Source organism: Aeromonas australiensis (assembly GCF_000819725.1).
Lineage (GTDB): Bacteria > Pseudomonadota > Gammaproteobacteria > Enterobacterales > Aeromonadaceae > Aeromonas > Aeromonas australiensis.
Genome location: NZ_CDDH01000073.1, coordinates 28,916 through 45,516 on the forward strand (window position 1 = coordinate 28,916; position 16,601 = coordinate 45,516).

16 protein-coding genes are annotated in these 16,601 nt (G+C 57.0%); 6 read left to right on the forward strand and 10 right to left on the reverse strand.

All coding sequences use genetic code 11. The features are described from left to right. Positions 1–49: 49 nt before the first annotated feature. The 5 genes from xni to queF form a co-directional block, all read right to left on the reverse strand. The gene (gene xni / locus BN1117_RS12955) at positions 50–850 is read right to left on the reverse strand and encodes a flap endonuclease Xni (protein ID WP_040097994.1); all 801 of its coding nucleotides are present in this window, start codon (positions 848–850) and stop codon (positions 50–52) included. 139 nt (positions 851–989) lie between these two features. Beyond that, positions 990–2,345 carry a nucleotide 5'-monophosphate nucleosidase PpnN gene (gene ppnN, locus BN1117_RS12960; RefSeq protein ID WP_040097995.1) on the reverse strand — a complete coding sequence of 452 codons (1,356 nt, stop codon included), beginning with the start codon at positions 2,343–2,345 and terminating at the stop codon, positions 990–992. A gap of 149 nt (positions 2,346–2,494) precedes the next feature. Beyond that, on the reverse strand, positions 2,495–4,111 hold the full coding sequence (locus BN1117_RS12965) for a GGDEF domain-containing protein (RefSeq protein WP_040097997.1): 1,617 nt from the start codon (positions 4,109–4,111) through the stop codon (positions 2,495–2,497). A gap of 83 nt (positions 4,112–4,194) precedes the next feature. Beyond that, positions 4,195–6,474 carry a hypothetical protein gene (locus tag BN1117_RS12970; RefSeq protein WP_040097999.1) on the reverse strand — a complete coding sequence of 760 codons (2,280 nt, stop codon included), beginning with the start codon at positions 6,472–6,474 and terminating at the stop codon, positions 4,195–4,197. Between the two features lie 209 nt (positions 6,475–6,683). After that, positions 6,684–7,532, reverse strand: coding sequence for an NADPH-dependent 7-cyano-7-deazaguanine reductase QueF (queF, locus tag BN1117_RS12975; protein WP_040098000.1), 849 nt, complete (start codon positions 7,530–7,532; stop codon positions 6,684–6,686). 127 nt (positions 7,533–7,659) lie between these two features. Here queF and syd point away from each other — a divergent pair, with 127 nt between their 5' ends. Continuing rightward, positions 7,660–8,208: a SecY-interacting protein gene (gene syd, locus BN1117_RS12980; RefSeq protein WP_040098002.1), complete on the forward strand. Its 549-nt coding sequence runs from the start codon at positions 7,660–7,662 to the stop codon at positions 8,206–8,208. A 306-nt stretch (positions 8,209–8,514) separates the two neighbouring features. On the opposite strand, the gene BN1117_RS12985 is transcribed toward syd, so the two are convergent. The 5 genes from BN1117_RS12985 to BN1117_RS13005 form a co-directional block, all read right to left on the reverse strand. Then, positions 8,515–9,300 carry a Zn-ribbon-containing protein gene (locus BN1117_RS12985; protein ID WP_040098003.1) on the reverse strand — a complete coding sequence of 262 codons (786 nt, stop codon included), beginning with the start codon at positions 9,298–9,300 and terminating at the stop codon, positions 8,515–8,517. A gap of 3 nt (positions 9,301–9,303) precedes the next feature. Continuing rightward, positions 9,304–9,600, reverse strand: a complete 297-nt coding sequence (locus BN1117_RS12990) for a hypothetical protein (RefSeq protein WP_040098005.1) — start codon at positions 9,598–9,600, stop codon at positions 9,304–9,306. Positions 9,601–9,682: 82 nt separating this feature from the next. Further along, the gene (locus BN1117_RS12995) at positions 9,683–9,919 is read right to left on the reverse strand and encodes a DUF2789 family protein (protein ID WP_040098007.1); all 237 of its coding nucleotides are present in this window, start codon (positions 9,917–9,919) and stop codon (positions 9,683–9,685) included. Between the two features lie 73 nt (positions 9,920–9,992). After that, positions 9,993–10,292 carry a DUF3301 domain-containing protein gene (locus BN1117_RS13000; protein ID WP_040098009.1) on the reverse strand — a complete coding sequence of 100 codons (300 nt, stop codon included), beginning with the start codon at positions 10,290–10,292 and terminating at the stop codon, positions 9,993–9,995. A 111-nt stretch (positions 10,293–10,403) separates the two neighbouring features. Beyond that, on the reverse strand, positions 10,404–11,444 hold the full coding sequence (locus BN1117_RS13005; protein ID WP_040098011.1) for a DUF3549 family protein: 1,041 nt from the start codon (positions 11,442–11,444) through the stop codon (positions 10,404–10,406). A gap of 276 nt (positions 11,445–11,720) precedes the next feature. Between BN1117_RS13005 and BN1117_RS13015 the strand changes: the two genes are divergently transcribed. The 5 genes from BN1117_RS13015 to BN1117_RS13035 all read left to right on the forward strand — a co-directional run bounded on the left by BN1117_RS13015 (position 11,721) and on the right by BN1117_RS13035 (position 16,211). Continuing rightward, positions 11,721–12,056, forward strand: a complete 336-nt coding sequence (locus BN1117_RS13015) for a YqcC family protein (protein ID WP_040098015.1) — start codon at positions 11,721–11,723, stop codon at positions 12,054–12,056. Then, positions 12,053–12,826 (forward strand): tRNA pseudouridine(65) synthase TruC, encoded by a 774-nt coding sequence (gene truC, locus BN1117_RS13020; RefSeq protein ID WP_040098016.1) that lies wholly within the window; start codon positions 12,053–12,055, stop codon positions 12,824–12,826. Before BN1117_RS13015 ends, truC begins: the two co-directional genes overlap by 4 nt. A 90-nt stretch (positions 12,827–12,916) precedes the next feature. Further along, complete coding sequence (locus BN1117_RS13025; protein WP_040098018.1) at positions 12,917–13,357, forward strand: flavodoxin; 441 nt, start codon at positions 12,917–12,919, stop codon at positions 13,355–13,357. 542 nt (positions 13,358–13,899) lie between these two features. After that, positions 13,900–15,141: a maltoporin gene (locus tag BN1117_RS13030; RefSeq protein ID WP_040098020.1), complete on the forward strand. Its 1,242-nt coding sequence runs from the start codon at positions 13,900–13,902 to the stop codon at positions 15,139–15,141. Positions 15,142–15,218: 77 nt separating this feature from the next. After that, positions 15,219–16,211 (forward strand): MalM family protein, encoded by a 993-nt coding sequence (locus BN1117_RS13035; protein ID WP_156129984.1) that lies wholly within the window; start codon positions 15,219–15,221, stop codon positions 16,209–16,211. Positions 16,212–16,601: the final 390 nt, after the last annotated feature.

A 16,601-nucleotide genomic window follows, 5' to 3' on the forward strand; every position in this document is an offset into this window, starting at 1 on the left:
GTGAGTCTCGTCATGGTTCGCGTCCTTACCTGCATTTTTGTTCGGCCATTTAGTCCGGCTGGGGTGGGTAACGGATATCCCGCAGGTTGAACCCTAGTGGAATATCCCGCTGCAAGCGCACCAGCCGCTGGGCCAGCAGCGCCTCATCCTGATGCAGGCGCAGCTTGAGCAGTGGCTTGGCGGTCTCCGCTTGCTGACAGGCTTCGATCATTACCGCCAGATTGCCATATTGCTGCAACAGCTGGGTGGCGGTTTTGGGGCCAATCCCGGCAACCCCCTTGATATTGGAACCGCTGATACCGGTCAGGGCCCAGAAGTCGACCAGCTGAGCGGGGGCTACCCCATATTGTTGCTGGACGAAGGCCGCATCCAGCCAGCGTTTGTTGAAGTAGTCGCGGATGCGGATTTGTGGGCAGATGAGCTGACAAAATCCTTTGTCGGTAGAGATGATGGTCGCCTGATGGCCGTGGCTGGCAATGCCGCTGGCGAGGGTGGCGATGAGATCATCCGCTTCATCGGTCTCGGAGAGCAGGGCATCGACACCGCACTCCCAGAAAGCATCCTGCAGGGTTGACAGACCCTCGCGCAGCTCTGGGGGCATGGGGGTTCGCCCCTCCTTATAGGCTGGATAAACCTCTTTGCGCCAGCTGTGTACCTCACCATCAAACACGGCAATAGCATGGGTCGGTTCGCTATTGGCCAGCAGCTTGCGGCAAGTATTGATAAGGTTGGCACGGGTAGCGACCAGCGCCTGGGCTGGAGTCAGCGCTTGCTGGCTTTGTACCGCGTGCAGTCTGCGAATGAGGTTGAGGGCATCGATGATAAGCAGGTGTGGCCGGATAGTAGACATGGGGCACTCTTGGCGGTCGGGACGCCCCATTGTAACAAACCGCTCGCCTGATGGGGGATTGATGGCTGTCGGGAAGGTATAGAGTCAATAAAGAGGGGCGCCGATGCGCCCCTCTGTCGATGCAGTGGCTCATTGTACCTTAGCGGACGATTTCGTAGCAGGGTACGTACTGGCTGCCAGGGAGTTTCATCCGCTGCTGCCTGACGAAGCTCTCCAGCAGCTTGTCCATCAGTTGCATCAGCTCCTTGTCACCGTGCAGCTTGAAGGGGCCCTTCTTCTCGATGGCCCGAATACCGCCCTCTTTTACGTTCCCCGCGACGATACCCGAGAAGGCACGACGCAGGTTGGCAGCGAGCAGTTGTGGTGGCTGGTTACGGTGCAAATCCAGTGCAGCCATGCTGGCGTGATCCGGCTCGAAGGGGAGCTGGAACTCCGGCTCGATCTTGAGGGACCAGTTGAAGGAGTAAGCGTCGCCGACCGACTTGCGGTATTCGCGGATTTTCGGCATCGCCTCTTTCATCGCCCGGGCCACTTCCGGCGCATCGCCAACGATGATCCGGTAGAGCTTGGTGGCCGGCTCCCCCAAGGTCGCCTTGATGAAGTCGTCGATGGCATTGAAGTAGTCCGCACTCTCTTTGGGGCCGGTCAGGATGATGGGCATAGGCTGCCGTTCGTTGGCCGGGTGCATCATGATGCCGAGCAGATAGAGCAGCTCTTCGGCGGTGCCAACCCCCCCCGGGAAGATGATGATGCCGTGGCCCAGGCGCACGAAGGCTTCCAGTCGTTTCTCGATATCCGGCAGGATCACCAGCTCGTTGACGATGGGATTGGGGGGTTCGGCCGCAATGATGGAGGGCTCGGTCAGGCCGATGTAGCGGCCGTTTCGCACCCGCTGTTTGGCATGGCCAACGGTGGCGCCCTTCATCGGACCTTCCATGGCGCCCGGGCCACAGCCGGTACAGATGTTTAGCTCGCGCAATCCCAGCTCGTTGCCGACTACCCGGGTGTACTGGTACTCGATCTCGTTGATGGAGTGGCCACCCCAGCAGACAATCAGGTTGGGGTCGGCGCCAGGCAGGATCACCTTGGCGTTGCGCAGAATGGCAAACACCACGTTGGAGATATGGGTGGAGTTGGTCAGATTGACCAAGCGATTGGACTCGAGCTGGTTGGAGACATAGAGGATGTCACGCAGCACCGAGAAGAGGTGTTCTTGAATACCGCGGATGATCTCGCCATCGACAAAGGCATGCTCGGGGGCGTTGAACAGCTCCAGCTTGACCCCACGTTCACGCCGGATCACATGAATATCGAACGATTTGAAACGTTCAAGTATCTCTTTGGAGCTGTCGGTATGGCTACCGGAATTAAGTACTGCCAGCGAGCAGTTGCGAAACAGTTGATAGATATCGCTGGAAGCAGTCTGCTTGAGGCGATCCACCTCGAGTTGTGACAGCAAATCCATGCTGCCGACGGGATTGATGTGGGTAATCATAGGGTTCCCCTTTACTCACTTGTTATCGTTGTGTTTTTCCCTGGGGAGAAAAGGGGATGCCATGTTGCATCCCCTGAGATCGATAGTAGTGGTAATGGCGGGGTGAGGGAAATAGGTGAGCGATTGTTCGCTGTTTTTTTCGTCACTTGTCAGGCCAGCGTCACCTGATCACGCCCGGTATGTTTGGAGTGATAAAGCGCTTTGTCTGCCCGTTCGAATACATCGGAGGGGTTGTCCCCATCCTTGAACAGGGTTGCGCCGATGGAGATGGTGATCTCCACTTTGGCATCACGAAAACGGAACGGGATGCTCTTGATGGTCTGGCGCAGGGTCTCCAGTGGCTTCTGGAACTTGTCCGGATTGACGTTGGGGAGTAACACCACGAACTCTTCCCCGCCGAAACGGGCGATAAAGTCAGTATCACGCAGCGCACTCTGCAGCGCTTTGGCGACGACCTTCAACGCCTTGTCACCGGCCATGTGGCCGTAGTTGTCATTGATGTTCTTGAAGTGATCGATGTCGATGATCGCCATGCAGAGTGGGGTGCGGTAGCGCAACCAGCGTTTGTACTCCTGTTCCAGCCGTTCATCGAGGGCGGCCCGGTTGTGTACCTGGGTCAGGCTATCGAGGAACAGCTTGTGCTTTTGAATGGTCAGCCGCTTCTTGTACTCGGCGGTCTCCTCCTTCATCAACCGCAGTTTGGACTCCATAGTGGAGAGGCGGGTGAGCAGGTGACGCTCCCGCGCCGCCGTACTTTCGCGCTCTTGCAACAGCAGGTTGATGGCGCCCATATGGCCGGAGATGGCGCGCTTGAGCGCATCGATGGAGTTATGGCAGGCCAGGGAGTGATCGATGGCCTGCAACTCGTTGACCAGCGCCTCGCGGGTCTCGCGGGTTTCGTTTTGCAGGGCCCGTCCTTCATCCAGCGACTCGGTAAAGCCAACGTGAACGGCGGAAAGGCTCTCATTGAGGGCGCAGAGGAAAGCGCGGGAGGCGGTGCGCTCTTCACGGGTGCCCTCTATGATCAGCTCGATCACCAGCAGGCAGGTTTCTGCCAGCGTGGCAGGGTTGATACCGATCAGCAGTTGACGACGGATATCCCCCAGACTCTCGCCAATGGAGCCGGCAAAGTCCAGTTCGGTGATCAGCCGCTGCAGTTCATCGGCGATGCGAGCGTGATCCTTGAGGTCAAACGGGTCGACATCGGGTTGGTCATCGTTGCTGGTCGCCTCATTTTCTTGTTGAGCAGCCTCTGACGGTGGCTGCTGGGGTTGGCTTGGCAACTGCTGGATCTTGATCGCCAGCTGATAGAACTCCAGCAGACGGATCACCTTCTTTTGCTGATCCGCAATGCCGTAACCGGCCGGGCTTGCCAGAAATTCTTTGAGGGATTTGCGGGTCTCTTCGGGGAAACCCTTGAGGGTTTTCAGCTGTTTGGAGCCAAGCTCGATGGCACTCTGGGTCAGGACTATCGCCTCTTCTTGCTCATTGCTGTGCAGCTGCAGCCGTTTTTCAATGGCCAGCAGATCCTCATCCAGAGCGGTAAAGGCCGGGTTGTTATCCAGTTTCTGCTTGAGCTTGGCGAAGCGATTATCGAGCTCGCGGTCGAAGCCTCGACAAGACAGCATAAGCTTGTTGATAAACTGGATGCCCCGGGCACGTTCTGCATCGGAAAACGAGAGCACGCCATCCAGTTCCAGCTGTTTTTGCTGAAGGGATTCCCTGAGTCTGGCCAATTGTCCTGTTACGGCAGCGATGTCATTCATTATCAGGTCGCCCTGTTGTCATTATTGTTTTGGTGTTGAATAGCAAACAGTGGTCGAACCTGGTCTCGATCCTCGCCTGTTATCTACATTTGCTGATGGTTATCGGCGGCTGGCTTCCTTGCCAGACTGGGCCAATTAACCCATTGCTTTTCATGAGAAGAATTGACTTTTACCAGTCCCTTGTCAATTGCCATCAGGCCGCATTGCCACACATCCCCATTAAAAAATGCCGCCTGTTGGCAATCGATCGCAGCGAGCTCCAGCCAGGCGTTTTGCTGGCATTTTTCACTGAGCTGAATGGCTCCCGACAGAGCGAGATTGCAGAGGTCAAACAGGCCATTGTGATCCAGTGCGGTTGCCGCTTTGGGCAGAAAGGGGTGACTGACAATCCCGAGGCTTATCCGGCGATCCAGCTGATAGGTGCAGGGGAAGGCGGCGATGGCTGTTAGCAGATCGCCAGCGAGCTGGTGCAGGTTGCTGACGTGGCGCTGTGGCACCACATAGAGTATGTGTCCTTCCCGCAGGTCATAGATACGGCCATCTTGCGGGGTCAGGGTATCGATATAGGCCCCGAATGCCAGCTCGATCTCACTGCTGGCCTGATAGCCGTGGCGCTCCAGCGTGCTGACCAAAAAGGGTACCCGGAACAGCAGATAGTGCAGCTTGTCATCGAACTCGCTCGAGGGCTGTTCACTGAGATACCAGCGATCCGATTTCAGTTGGCGTTTTGCCATTTCCCGTGGCCAGCGGTTCATCAGCCGCTGCCAGTTGGCTAGCCCAGAGCGCGGTTCGATAAGCAGGGCCTCACCGGTACGTTTCAGTTGCAGGCGGGTGGTTCGCAGCTTGAGCCAGAGGGTGAAGAAGAGGTAGATAAAGAGCGCCAGCAGCAGGCTGGTGGTGATGCTCGACCAGAGATAACGCTCTTGCTGGTGCTGGCTGTTATTAAGCCGCTGCTCCAGCTCCTTGATATGTTGAACTTGCTCGACCTGAACATAGTTGTCGCGGATCGCCGCCTGTTCCATGGCCAGTTCCTGCTGGCGTACCTCTTCACCAAGGCGGTGGAAGCGTTTGTAGCTGTCGAGCGACTGGCGCAGATAGCCCTTCTGCTCATAAGCGAGGGACAGCAGACGGAAAACTTCATACTGACGGCGGGTATCCCCGAGCTGATTGGCCAGCGCGCGGGCGTTCTCCAGTTGCAGGATGGCGATGGCCGCCTCCTGTTTCTTCAGATAGAGCTCGCCCAGCAGCAGCAGGGTATCGATCAGCGGCTCTTTGGCATCGTTCAGCTCGTGGGACTGACGGGCCGCATTGAGGTAGTTGCTGGCCAGCGAGAGGTTGCCGCTTTGCAGGTAGGTTTTGCCGATTTCGTATTTGAGCAGGGAGGCTTGCGCTCGGTTGCCCCCCTCATCGAGCAGATCCAGGGCATTGAAGAAATAGACCAGCGCCATATTGAGGTCGCCCTGCTCGCGGTTGAGTCGTGCCAGCACGATCAGGGAGTCGCACAGCAGGGAGGGATTGCCGATGGAGTGGAAGTAGTTGGCCGCCTCATTGGCATACTGCAGCGCTTTCTGGGGTTCCTGCTCCTGCTGGTAGAGTTTGACGATCTGGTTCGACAGCAGGCCGAGAAAGAGCGGGTCGTTGAGTTTTTTTGCCTGTTGCTGGGCATCGATATACTCCCCCAGCGCCAGCTGTGGTTGTTGCTGCGCACGATAAAGATCGCCGCTGATGGCGCTGACCCAAGCGCTGGCGAGAGGATTGGGTATTTGGGCGGCCCAGTGCCGTGCATCCGCCAGATGGGCCTTGGCATCATCAAACTGGTGATACTTGATGTCGTAGCTGGTGCGTTGCAGGCGGCCATAAATCTGTAACTGGCTCTGTTTGAGAGTGGGGGCGGCCAGCTGTTCGTCCAGTTGATCCATCAGGGCGCGGCTAGCGCTCTGGTTATCCGGTTTCAGGGCCTGACTGCGGATCTTGAGATAGAGGGCGTGGGCTTTGAGTTCCGGTTGCCGCTCTTTGTCTGCCAGCGCCATCGCCTTATCGAGCGCTTGCTGGGTGGCTTGATATTGACCCAGTTGCAGCAGGCACTCTCCTTTGAGCAGATGGGCGCCTGTGGTCTGGGCCACCGTGCTGTAACTCAGGATGGGCTCGCGATAACCGAACTCCTGGCGATTGCTGATGATTTGCTTGGGATTATTGGCTGCGCGGGTCAGAAAGGCAGTGGTGATCTGGACACATCTGGCAGGATCGGTCAGTACCATCGATTGCGCCTGTTGCAGATCGATAGAGAGTTGCTCCTTGTCCAGATCCAGGTTCGGAGCTGACAGGGAAGACATCATCATAGCCAGAAAAAACAGTTGATTCATCGGATTAAGGACGGCGCAGAGGTGTTGGCATGTTATCCAAGCCCCCCCCTGCGAGTCCAGCGTTTACTGTGGTTTGCTGGTGGCCGGCAAGTGGGTTTCGTCTGGAGTTTATTATCCAGCCCCCTTATCTCTGCCGCGTAAAGCATCGATTGAAACCTTCCCCCGATTATGGAGGGCAGTCTGCCCGCCCTCTCTGTCGTCACTCGACTTTATTGGCGGATCAGCCGCAAGTTGGCGGGCACCGCGTCGAAATCGGATCGGAACGGGTTGATGTCGAGGCCACCACGGCGGGTGTAGCGGGCATAGACGGTCAACTGCTCAGGTTGGCAATAGTGCTTGAGGTCGATGAAGATCCGCTCGATGCACTGCTCATGGAACTCGTTGTGCTGGCGGAATGAGATAAGGTAGCGCAGCAGCTTCTCCCGATTGAGCTTCGGGCCTTTGTAGCGGATCACCACAGAGCCCCAATCCGGCTGGCTGGTCACCAGACAGTTGGATTTGAGCAGGTGGCTGTGCAGGGTCTCTTCTACCTGTTCGCTACCGGCAGCCCCTTGCAGCAGTGACGCATCAAACTCGTAATTGTCTACCTCGATATCCAGCTCGTCGATGCACTCGCCGGGCAGCAGGGCAATCTGGTGCGGCGCCTGGTCGAGGGGAAACAGGGTCACCTTGACGGTTTCACCGGCGCAGGCGCTCAGATCCCGGGTCAGCATGGCGGTCACCGCCTCGATGGAATCGCAGCGGGTCTGGTTGAACGAGTTGAGGTAGAGCTTGAACGATTTTGACTCGATCAGATTCGCGCTGGTGGCCGGAATAGTCACTTCACCCACCGCCACCATCGGCTTGCCCTTGGCATTGAGCCAGGAGAGCTCATAGAGGGTCCAGACATCGCAACCGGTAAAGGGGAGATTATCGCCCAGCTGGAGATCATCCCGGTTCAGGCTGCGGGGGACCGGCTGCAGCAGGGCTGGGGTGTACTGGCTGATGTAATCGGATTGCTGGCCAAGGCTCAGGCCGGTCAGGGCGCTTGCCCCGGCGTATCTATCTTGTTTGCTCACAGGCGTGCTCACGTAATGTGCTGATGATTAGTGGAATAACAGAGGCTATTGCACGGCTGGCAACCTTGTCTGTTATGGGGTTTGGTGGTGCAATAGCGGACTTTGCCAGCAATTGTGGGGATTTTCGATGTCGGATCAAGTGTTGTCTGCCCTGGAGCGCTTTTTTGCCCGCTGGCAGCGGGATGGCGAAGCCAGACGAGGCCTGCCCTTGTGTGAGTGGGAAGCGGATTGGCGTTCCCCCTGTCAGCTTGGCGAGCCCGCCGATGGTCGGGTGGCCTGGCGTCCTTATCACCGTCCCGAGCCAGCCGATTTCACCGCCATGGCCGAGGCTCTTGAGCTGACTCTGCACCCGGCTGCGACCACTCTGTTTGGCCACTGGTTCAGCCGCCCCATCCCCTGCCTTTTCAAGGGATTGCGCCTTGAACTGATCCTGCCGTGGAACGAGGCGGATCTCGACCTGCTCAGGGAGAATCTCATCGGCCATCTGCTGATGCTGCGCAAGCTCAAGCGCACGCCCTCCATTTTCATCGCCACCACCCGCAACGAAATGACGCTCATTTCGCTGGATAACGAGAGCGGTCAGGTGTGGCTGGAGTGGCTCGACTCCGGCCGCCGGCTGCCGCTGGCCCCCTCTCTGCCCGAATTCCTTGCACGGTTGGAGACCCTGCCCGCGTGAACACCCTCATCCATTGAACGCATGTAGATACCGAATAGCGAAGCGTATTCGGACGATCGAGATGCCATTGTTGTGATCGCGATGCTGGACAGTGAGTGACGCGAACGTCCGATTACGCAGCTACGCAGCTAATTGAACCTACGTATCTGACGCGATCAGCCGTTCGTAAAGTTCTGTAGGTTCGAATAGCGAAGCGTATTCGGACGATCGAGATGCCGTTGTTGTGATTGCGGTGCTAGACAGTGAGTGGCGCGGTAACATCATTTCGGGCATGACAAGCGGATGGCGCCGCATCGGATACTGCCCTCAATCCTTGAAATCCCAAGAAAGATTGGAGACCAGCCGGCAGCTATCGCACTTGAAATCGAAGATCTCGTGCAGCGGCTCTGCCAGCGCCCACTGGCCGCCACAGCTTGGGCAGGGACGCGCCTTCTCATCAGCGGCGCTCAGCCCGCCTACCCGGTAGAGGTAGTAGTAGGTGGGGATGCCGCTTAGCACCTCCAGCCGCTTGGCGAGATCGCTGCCGCGCCGGTAGAGGCGGCTGCCCACTTCGCCAATTTCGTGCAGCGCCGCATGTTCGGCGATGGAGCCGTTCATCTGCAACTGATCGCACGCCTCCCAATCCTCCTGCCACTTGATGATCTGTTTCTGATCGCCGTTGGCAACGGCCGGCAGTTGGTAGAGCGGAATGGGGGCGAAGTGGTCGCCACAGCGCAGCGGCGAGCAGGTATGCAAGAAGCTGGTATAGAGCAGCATCCAGCTGGGGCGCTCGCCCAGCTCGCCGCAAGGGTCGGTGCTGTCAGAGAGCAGATCCGCCCCCTGCAGCTGGAGTTTGGGCGCCAATAACCCGGCCTGATGGAGCTGTTGCTCGGCCAGTTTGACCTGCTCGCTCTGGTTATCCGGGTGCAAGCTATCCTGCTGTGGGCAGACCACCCGACTGACGAAATAGCCCTCGTGCATGCTGGTGGGGAACTCACGCCCGAGGATCTGGCCCTGATAGCGCAGCATATCGAGGTAGTTGACGATGGCCCGCTCGGCCTCGCCAAGAGAGGTGTCGCGATAGCACTCAAAGCAGAGTTCAACGATATACATGGCTCAGCGTTTCCCCTGCTGGAGGAGCAGGTCGGTCAGGCGATCCACCTTCTGTTCGATGCGCGCGAGCTGCTCGGCGAGCTGCTGCAGGGTGAGCGTCGGCGCTGGTTGGGGCTGCGCCTCTGGCAGGCTCTCGCTCTCGGTGGTCGCGACAGGCTGCAGCTTCCACTGGCTCAGCACTTTTAGCAGCTCGGCCATCGGCACGGGCTGGCTGAGGCGGGCCTTGATCATGGCGGTAGTGGGCGTCAGCCCCTTGGCGGCCAGCTCGTTGGCAATTCGGATGATCTCTTGGGCGGACATAAGCATGCTCTGGTGAGAATAGGCTGTGATACCGGAGCGGGATCTTAACCAAAGCCGCTTGGGGAGAAAAGGGGCGGGCGCCTTAGCGGGGCTGGCGCAGCATCACATCGAGCTGGTCGATCGCCTCACACCAGTCGGAGTCGTGCCACAGAGCATCGCGCAGAAAGCTGGCTTGGGCAGGGCTCCAGAAGCTTGCCTCCGGCAGCAGGGTACTGTTATCGAGGTGATGCTCGTGCACAAAGCGGTGCAGGCTCAACTCATCGTGGGCCAGTCCCAACTGGGCAAACAGGGCTGGCAAATCGTGGACAAGGGGTGCCATCTCGTCTCTCCCTTTACTTATCCCTGAGATTATAGACAGGCATAGCCTGCGGGCGCAGAGACGAGATGGGGGATCAGGCAGAGGGGATCCGATGGGGTGGCAGATCGACGGCCACGACGTGCAGCCCCTGCATCTTCAGGGTGCCCTGATAGTGGCTCTCGCCATCGCTGGAGAATTCAAATTGATAGTGGGTCAGCAGTCGCAGGGGATGACGTGCCAGCTCCCGCCGATGGCGAGCCAGCGACAGCAGTTGCAGGTCGTGATGCTGGCAGTAGCGACGCATATATTGCCAAGCCAGCTCGGCTTGACGACGCTGCAGCCAGAACAGGCCGGCAATGCCCATCAACAACAGAATTCCAAGCATCTCTCCCATAGGCGGGCTTCCTTATCGTGATGTCGATAACCGGGAGTGCGGCACGGCACTCCCGATCTCCTTTTCTATTTCCCGCCGTGCTGCCTCGTGGCGTGAGGGTGAGGCGAGGGATCAGGCCGAAGCAAACAGACGGCCAATGGCCTGGCCCAGCGCATCGCTGCGGTCGGGGTCGCGCAGTCTGGCCAGCATATCATTGCGCAGGGCCGGTATCGTGACCAACTCGGCAAAAACCTGATTGAAGAACTGGGTCGGTTGCAGCGCCAGCTGTTCCAGATAGTGGCTGAGCAGATTGGCATCGTTCAGATCGGGCCAGAGTCGACCGGCAATGGCGAGCAGCAGCGCCGGGCTTGGCTGGGTTTGCAGCAGGGTCAGCAGCTTGTTGCTGCGCAAGGCGCTGCCGGGGCAGGAGGCCATGGCGCGGCAGAGGTAAGCAAGGGTCTCCGGGTTGGGGGCGGCGCACTCCTGCTCCTTGCCGATCCGCTCGAGCAGGGCCCCTTGTACCGCAGGTGGCAGCGGGGCGTTTTCAAGGCTCTGGCAGAGGGCGTAGAGCGGCTCTTGCGGCAGTTTGGGCAGCGCCTTGCAGATCAGCGCCAGATTGCGCTCATCATGCAGTCGCTCCGCCAAATCGGCAAAGCCCTGCAGCCCCAGGGTCTGCCAACCGCTGTCGCTCGGGGCGGCCAGATAGTGGCAGAGGGCATCGTAATAGGCCGAAGGGGCCTGCTCCAGCTGGCGCGCCAGCTTGGCGTGCAGACTGGCCATCTTGGCCTCCGCCGGGCGGAAGGTATAAGGGTTTTCGGCCAGCCGCTGGGCTTTTTCCTCGTCCAGATCGCCGGTGAGCTTGTAGCCCAGGGTCTCCACCACCTGATCCATAAACAGCTTGGGGCCGTTTGACATCAACAGGCCGCGCTCATCGAGGGCAAACTTGAGAAACCAGAGGTAGTGGCGAGCCTCGCTCGGCTGGAAGAAGTGCACACCCAGCCAGGCGTGCTGTTGCAGCGGCCAGGGGTAGGGCTCCTGCTGCTGTTCGATGCGCACGAAGGTATCGCTGGCCAATGGCCGTACCTGGCGGCCCATATCAAACAGCTGGAAGCGGGTGCCAGCCTGAGTCAGAAATTCGGTCAAGGTATTGATATTGGTCGGCGTCGCAGACATGGGGAGCTCCGGCTTGAGTATGATGCGGGCCGATTATAAGGCCCTTGCCGAGGATAGCCAGTGGCAGCAGACGCGCGCTGCGGCAGATATCAACATGGCAGCCATGCGGGGGGAGGTGTATAGTAGCGCCCTTTTTTACCGGCGGCAGGCCGCACTGGCTGCCGTGTATGTCGACGATCTAACTGAACCGCCGGTGCAGTGCGACTGAATGTATCGGCATCCTGGCTGACCCGTCGGGTCGGCGGATCAATCTGTGGTTATGAGGAAGAGAGCGAGATGAATCAATATTTGCTGGTAGCTGGCCTGTTGGGGGAACTCACCGCCGAGTTGCAGCGCCTCGAGCGCTGGCAAGCTGACCATCCCGGTGACCAAGCCCTGGCCAGCACCCTGCCTTTTTGTGTCGATACCCTGAGCTTTGATCAGTGGCTGCAGTTCGTGCTGATCCCGCGCATGGAGCAGCTGGTGATGTTGCAGGCACCCTTGCCCACCAGCGTCTCCCTCTATCCCATGGCCAGCGAAGTCTACAAAGAGGATCTGGTCGAGGTGGAAGCGCTGCTGCGGCTGATCGCCCGCTTCGATCTGCTGCTCTCTGGCAAAGTGATCGAACAATGATGCCAGCGCAACCCCGAGAAGAGAGTGACCTGAAGCTGACCCTGCTCTATCAGGATGAGTGGCTGGTGGCGGTCAACAAACCCTCCGGTCTGCTGGTGCACCGCAGCTGGCTCGACAAGGGTGAGACCCGTTTTGCCATGCAGATGACCCGGGATCTCATCGGCGGCCGCCATGTCTATCCGGTCCATCGCCTCGACCGTCCCACCTCCGGCGTGCTGCTGTTTGCGCTCGATCCGGTGATTGCCCGGGCGCTGACCGAAGCCTTTACCCAACGTCAGGTGCACAAGGAGTATCTGGCGCTGGTGCGGGGCTGGGCACCCGAGCAGGGGGTGATCGACTATCCCCTCAAGGAGCAGCTGGACAAGATTGCCGATGCCATGAGCAATCCGGATCGCCCGGCGCAGGATGCCGTCACCACCTTCCGTCGCCTGCATCAGGTCGAGCTGCCCCACGCGGTCTCCAAAAAGCACCCCACCAGTCGCTACAGCCTGGTCAGATTGTTCCCCAAAACCGGTCGCAAGCATCAGCTGCGCCGCCATATGGATCACCTGTTTCACCCCATCGTCGGGGATACCACCCACGGGGATGGTCGTCACAACCGCTTCTTTCGCGAGCACTTTGGCTGCGAACGGCTGCTGCTGGTGGCCCGCACCCTGAGCTTTACCCATCCGGTGCTCAAGGTACCGATGCGCATTCAGGCACCGCTTGGTCAGGATGTGCTGCGTCTGTTTGCCGAGCTGGGCTGGCCCGCCAGCGAGAGCGACTACTAAACGGCTGATCCTCAGCCCTGAACCGGTGGCATCTGACGCCAGCTTGCTGATAGAGTTGCTCAGAAGAGTGACTCAAGCAGGGAGAGGAAAATGGCGCAGATCGATATCGTGGTAGGAACTGTCTACGGCGCAGCCATGCTGGTGGCCGAGACCCTGGCAGATGAGCTGGAACGCAAGGGGCATCACTGTTCTCTGCACGAAGAGGCACGGCTGGCGGATATCGACCCCGGCCGTTTCTTATTGCTGGTCACTGCCACCACAGGGCAGGGGGACACTCCGCCCAATCTGCAGCCCTTTGCCAGCGAGCTGGCTGACCAGGCCCCCTGGCTCAAGGGGCTGCGTTATGCCCTGATTGCCATGGGTGACAGCAGCTACACCCATTTTTGTGGCGCGGGCCGTCGGCTCGATGGATTGCTGCAAGAGCTGGGGGCCACGCCAGTGATCCCTGCGCTGGAGCTGGATGCCACCGTGCACGAGGAACCCGAACAGGTGGCACTCAGCTGGCTGAAAAAGTGGGATATTCAGCCCTGAATATTCTCTGAAATAGAGCCATATCAATCCCCTGATCCTTAACCGGCAGGGGATTATTATTTGCACAAATGTCATCTCACTCAGCAAGTATATTTTCCACTCTTATTGTCGATAGTGGCGGAGGGATATTTTCCCCTTTTGGCATGCCATCGACGTAATGGTTGCAAGCGCACCGCAGACCCGTTGGCCAAATAAAAGTTCAATCTTGAAAGCGATCTCAGTCATGTTTTTGTCATTCGATCGGAAAATAATGACTTTGGTTCAGTCGCGAATTAATTGTTGGTAACGCTTTCAGGTTTGGTGTGATTGCTTATTTTGCGGCTTTATTGGTTAATTGTTGCTTTGTTGGTCGTTTTTTTGCTGGCAGGTGTTGTGGCGATCGTTTGCCGAGCGATTTGTCGCCATTTTGTGAGTCGCTTCATATTTGTCGTGAAAACCGCTCCCTATAATCGACCTCGGTTATCACCAACAGGATTACCTGGTGATAAGAAGTTGAATATTCAGGATCACACTCCTCACAGCGGGAAATAAGGAATATGACAATGAAAATGAAGTGGCTCCCGATTGCAGCAGCTGTTACTGCCGCCCTGGCTTCCCAAGCCGCCTTTGCCGTAGATTTCCACGGTTACTTCCGTTCCGGCGTCGGTGTTTCCGATAACGGTGAAATGCAGACTATCAACAAGCAAAAAGTCGGTCGTCTGGGTAACGAAAATGAAACTTATGGTGAAGTGCAGTTGGGCCAAGAGGTCTATAACAAGAATAACCAGACTTTCTATGTAGACTCCATGTTTGCTATGACCTCTGGTCAGAAGCGTGACTGGGAAGGCGATGGCGATGCAACCTTCGCCCTGCGTCAGTTCAACGTTCAAGCCAAAAATATGTTTGGCGGCAACGAAACCCTGTGGGCCGGTAAGCGCTACTACCAACGTCATGACATCCATATCTCCGATACCTACTACTGGGATGTGTCTGGTGCCGGTGCTGGTGTAGAAAACATTGAAGTGGGTCCTGGCAAGCTCTCTGTTGCTGTGCTTCGTAACGATCCGTGGGACAAGTATGATGCGGGCGACAACACTAACACTCTGGATACCAATACTTTTGATATCCGTTATGCCGGTATCCCGCTCTGGACTGATGCCTCTCTGGAACTGGGTTATGACTTTGCCAAGAGCAACCCGACTGACCAGCAGAAGAAAAAGTATCCGGACCTGAAAGATGGCCATATGGTGACCGCTGAGCTGACCCAATCCATGCTGGGCGGTTTTAACAAGACAGTTGCTCAGTACTTCAAAGATGGTCTGGCTGCTCAAGGTGTTGCCTACCAAGGTGGCTCCGGCAGCGGTTTGCAGGCCAACGGTGAAAGCGGCGATGGTTTCCGTCTGATCAACTGGGGTGTACTGCCGGTAGGTGACAAGGTTGAGTTTGGCCACCAGATCATCTACGCACAGGCCAACGGTCTGGAAGGCAGCAAGGATAAAGATCTGGATACCTTCTCAATCGTCGCTCGTCCGATGTACAAGTGGAACGACGTAATGAAGACCATCGTCGAGGTGGGTTACTTCAAGGATAACGAGAAGGCTAAAAATACTGCAGACAAGTCCACTGAAGGTAGCAAGTACACCATCGCACAAGCTTGGTCTGCTGGCTCCGGCTTCTGGGCTCGTCCGGAAATCCGTGTTTTCGCCTCTTACATGGACCAGGACGGTGAGTTCCGTGCTGATAGCAACGGCAAGGCACAAGACAATGCTTGGAACTTCGGTGTACAAGCCGAAGCTTGGTGGTAATCTCTCCATCACCTGATTTCAAGTCGCCCCCGCTTGTCGGGGGCTCTTTTTTTCAAGATGGCGTGTAGGGTATGCAGATGAAATATAGCAAGGTAGCGTTGACGATTTTGTGTTCCACTCTGATGACGGCATGTGCGTCGCTTGAGGCAACGGTGGCTCCGACTCAGGAGTACAAGAGCATCCTCGATAGCCGTGCCAGCGCACTGCAGCAGCTCGGCAGCGCCACAGTATGTTGTAGCAGTATCAGTGAACTGCAGTATCAGCCGTTGGCGGCTGAGCAGAAAAAAGTGATTGCCATCGATGGTAGCTCTCCGGCATTCAACTTCCCGGAAGGCAAGAGCTATTACGCCGCCTTCAAACTGCCGACCCATTCCGGCGATCTCAAGATCACGGTTGCGGGTCTGATCGACAAGACGTTGTTTAACCCCACCGTGTTGCTGCTGGATTCCCAGTTCAAGCCGACCCGCACCATTGGTGCCGACATCATTACCTACAAACCAGCGCGTCTGTTGGATGGCGATCGGGTTGAAGGGGTCTTTACCATTGACCGCACCTATGTCGGCAATCCGAACAATGAAACCTATATGGTGATTTACACCACTCAGGCAACCTTGAACCAGACCACCCAAGCCATGAGCCCTTCCAAGATGATGGCCAAGTCTCTCAGTGTGCAGGATTATGGTGCCAAGGATCCGCTGATCCCGCACTCGGCTTGGGGTGTGGTCAAGATTGAGGTAGAAGATATGAGTGCCAGTGCGCTGGGCGATAACTTCTACAAACCTGTCTATCAGGAAGCAATCGATGCCAATACACCGATTGTGGATGCGACCCCGAACAAGCTGGTTGTGCCAGTTGCTACTGCTGCAACCGCAACTGCAGTGGCAACCACCATCAAACCCGCACCGGCCATGCTAAGTGAAACGGAAGCCTTCTATCAGAGCCAGATCGAAAAAGCGGTCAAGGCGGGAGATATCGACAAGGGGATGAAGCTGGTGAACGAGGCCGAGCGGGCTGGTTCAACCAAGGCAAAAAGCGTGTTTATTGATGCGGTCAAGCGGTCGCAAAAATAGAGTAATACGACCCTTGGCTGGTCAGATATATTTATTGAGGCCTCCCTTGTTGGAGGCCTTTTTAATCGGTAAACTGTAATAAATAAAAACCGATATGTTACGTTGGGTTACAATTGGTTTCCTTTTGATGTGAGTTGCATTTTTAAAATACAAAGTGAAACTGCAATTTATATAACTCTGTAATAGAGTGATTATGCAGATTTCTAACTTATATAAAGCGTGTTTTTGTGCCGCTAAACAAGTTGTGATCTCCCCTCCAAATTCAATATCCCCCCGCCTTCAAAAGCAGCAATTTATGATCCGCTGGGTTATATTCTGATGGTCAAAATAAGCAAATCCCATTCGATAATATCTGGTTGAAGAGTCGTTAGTTCATCCAGATAAATCGTT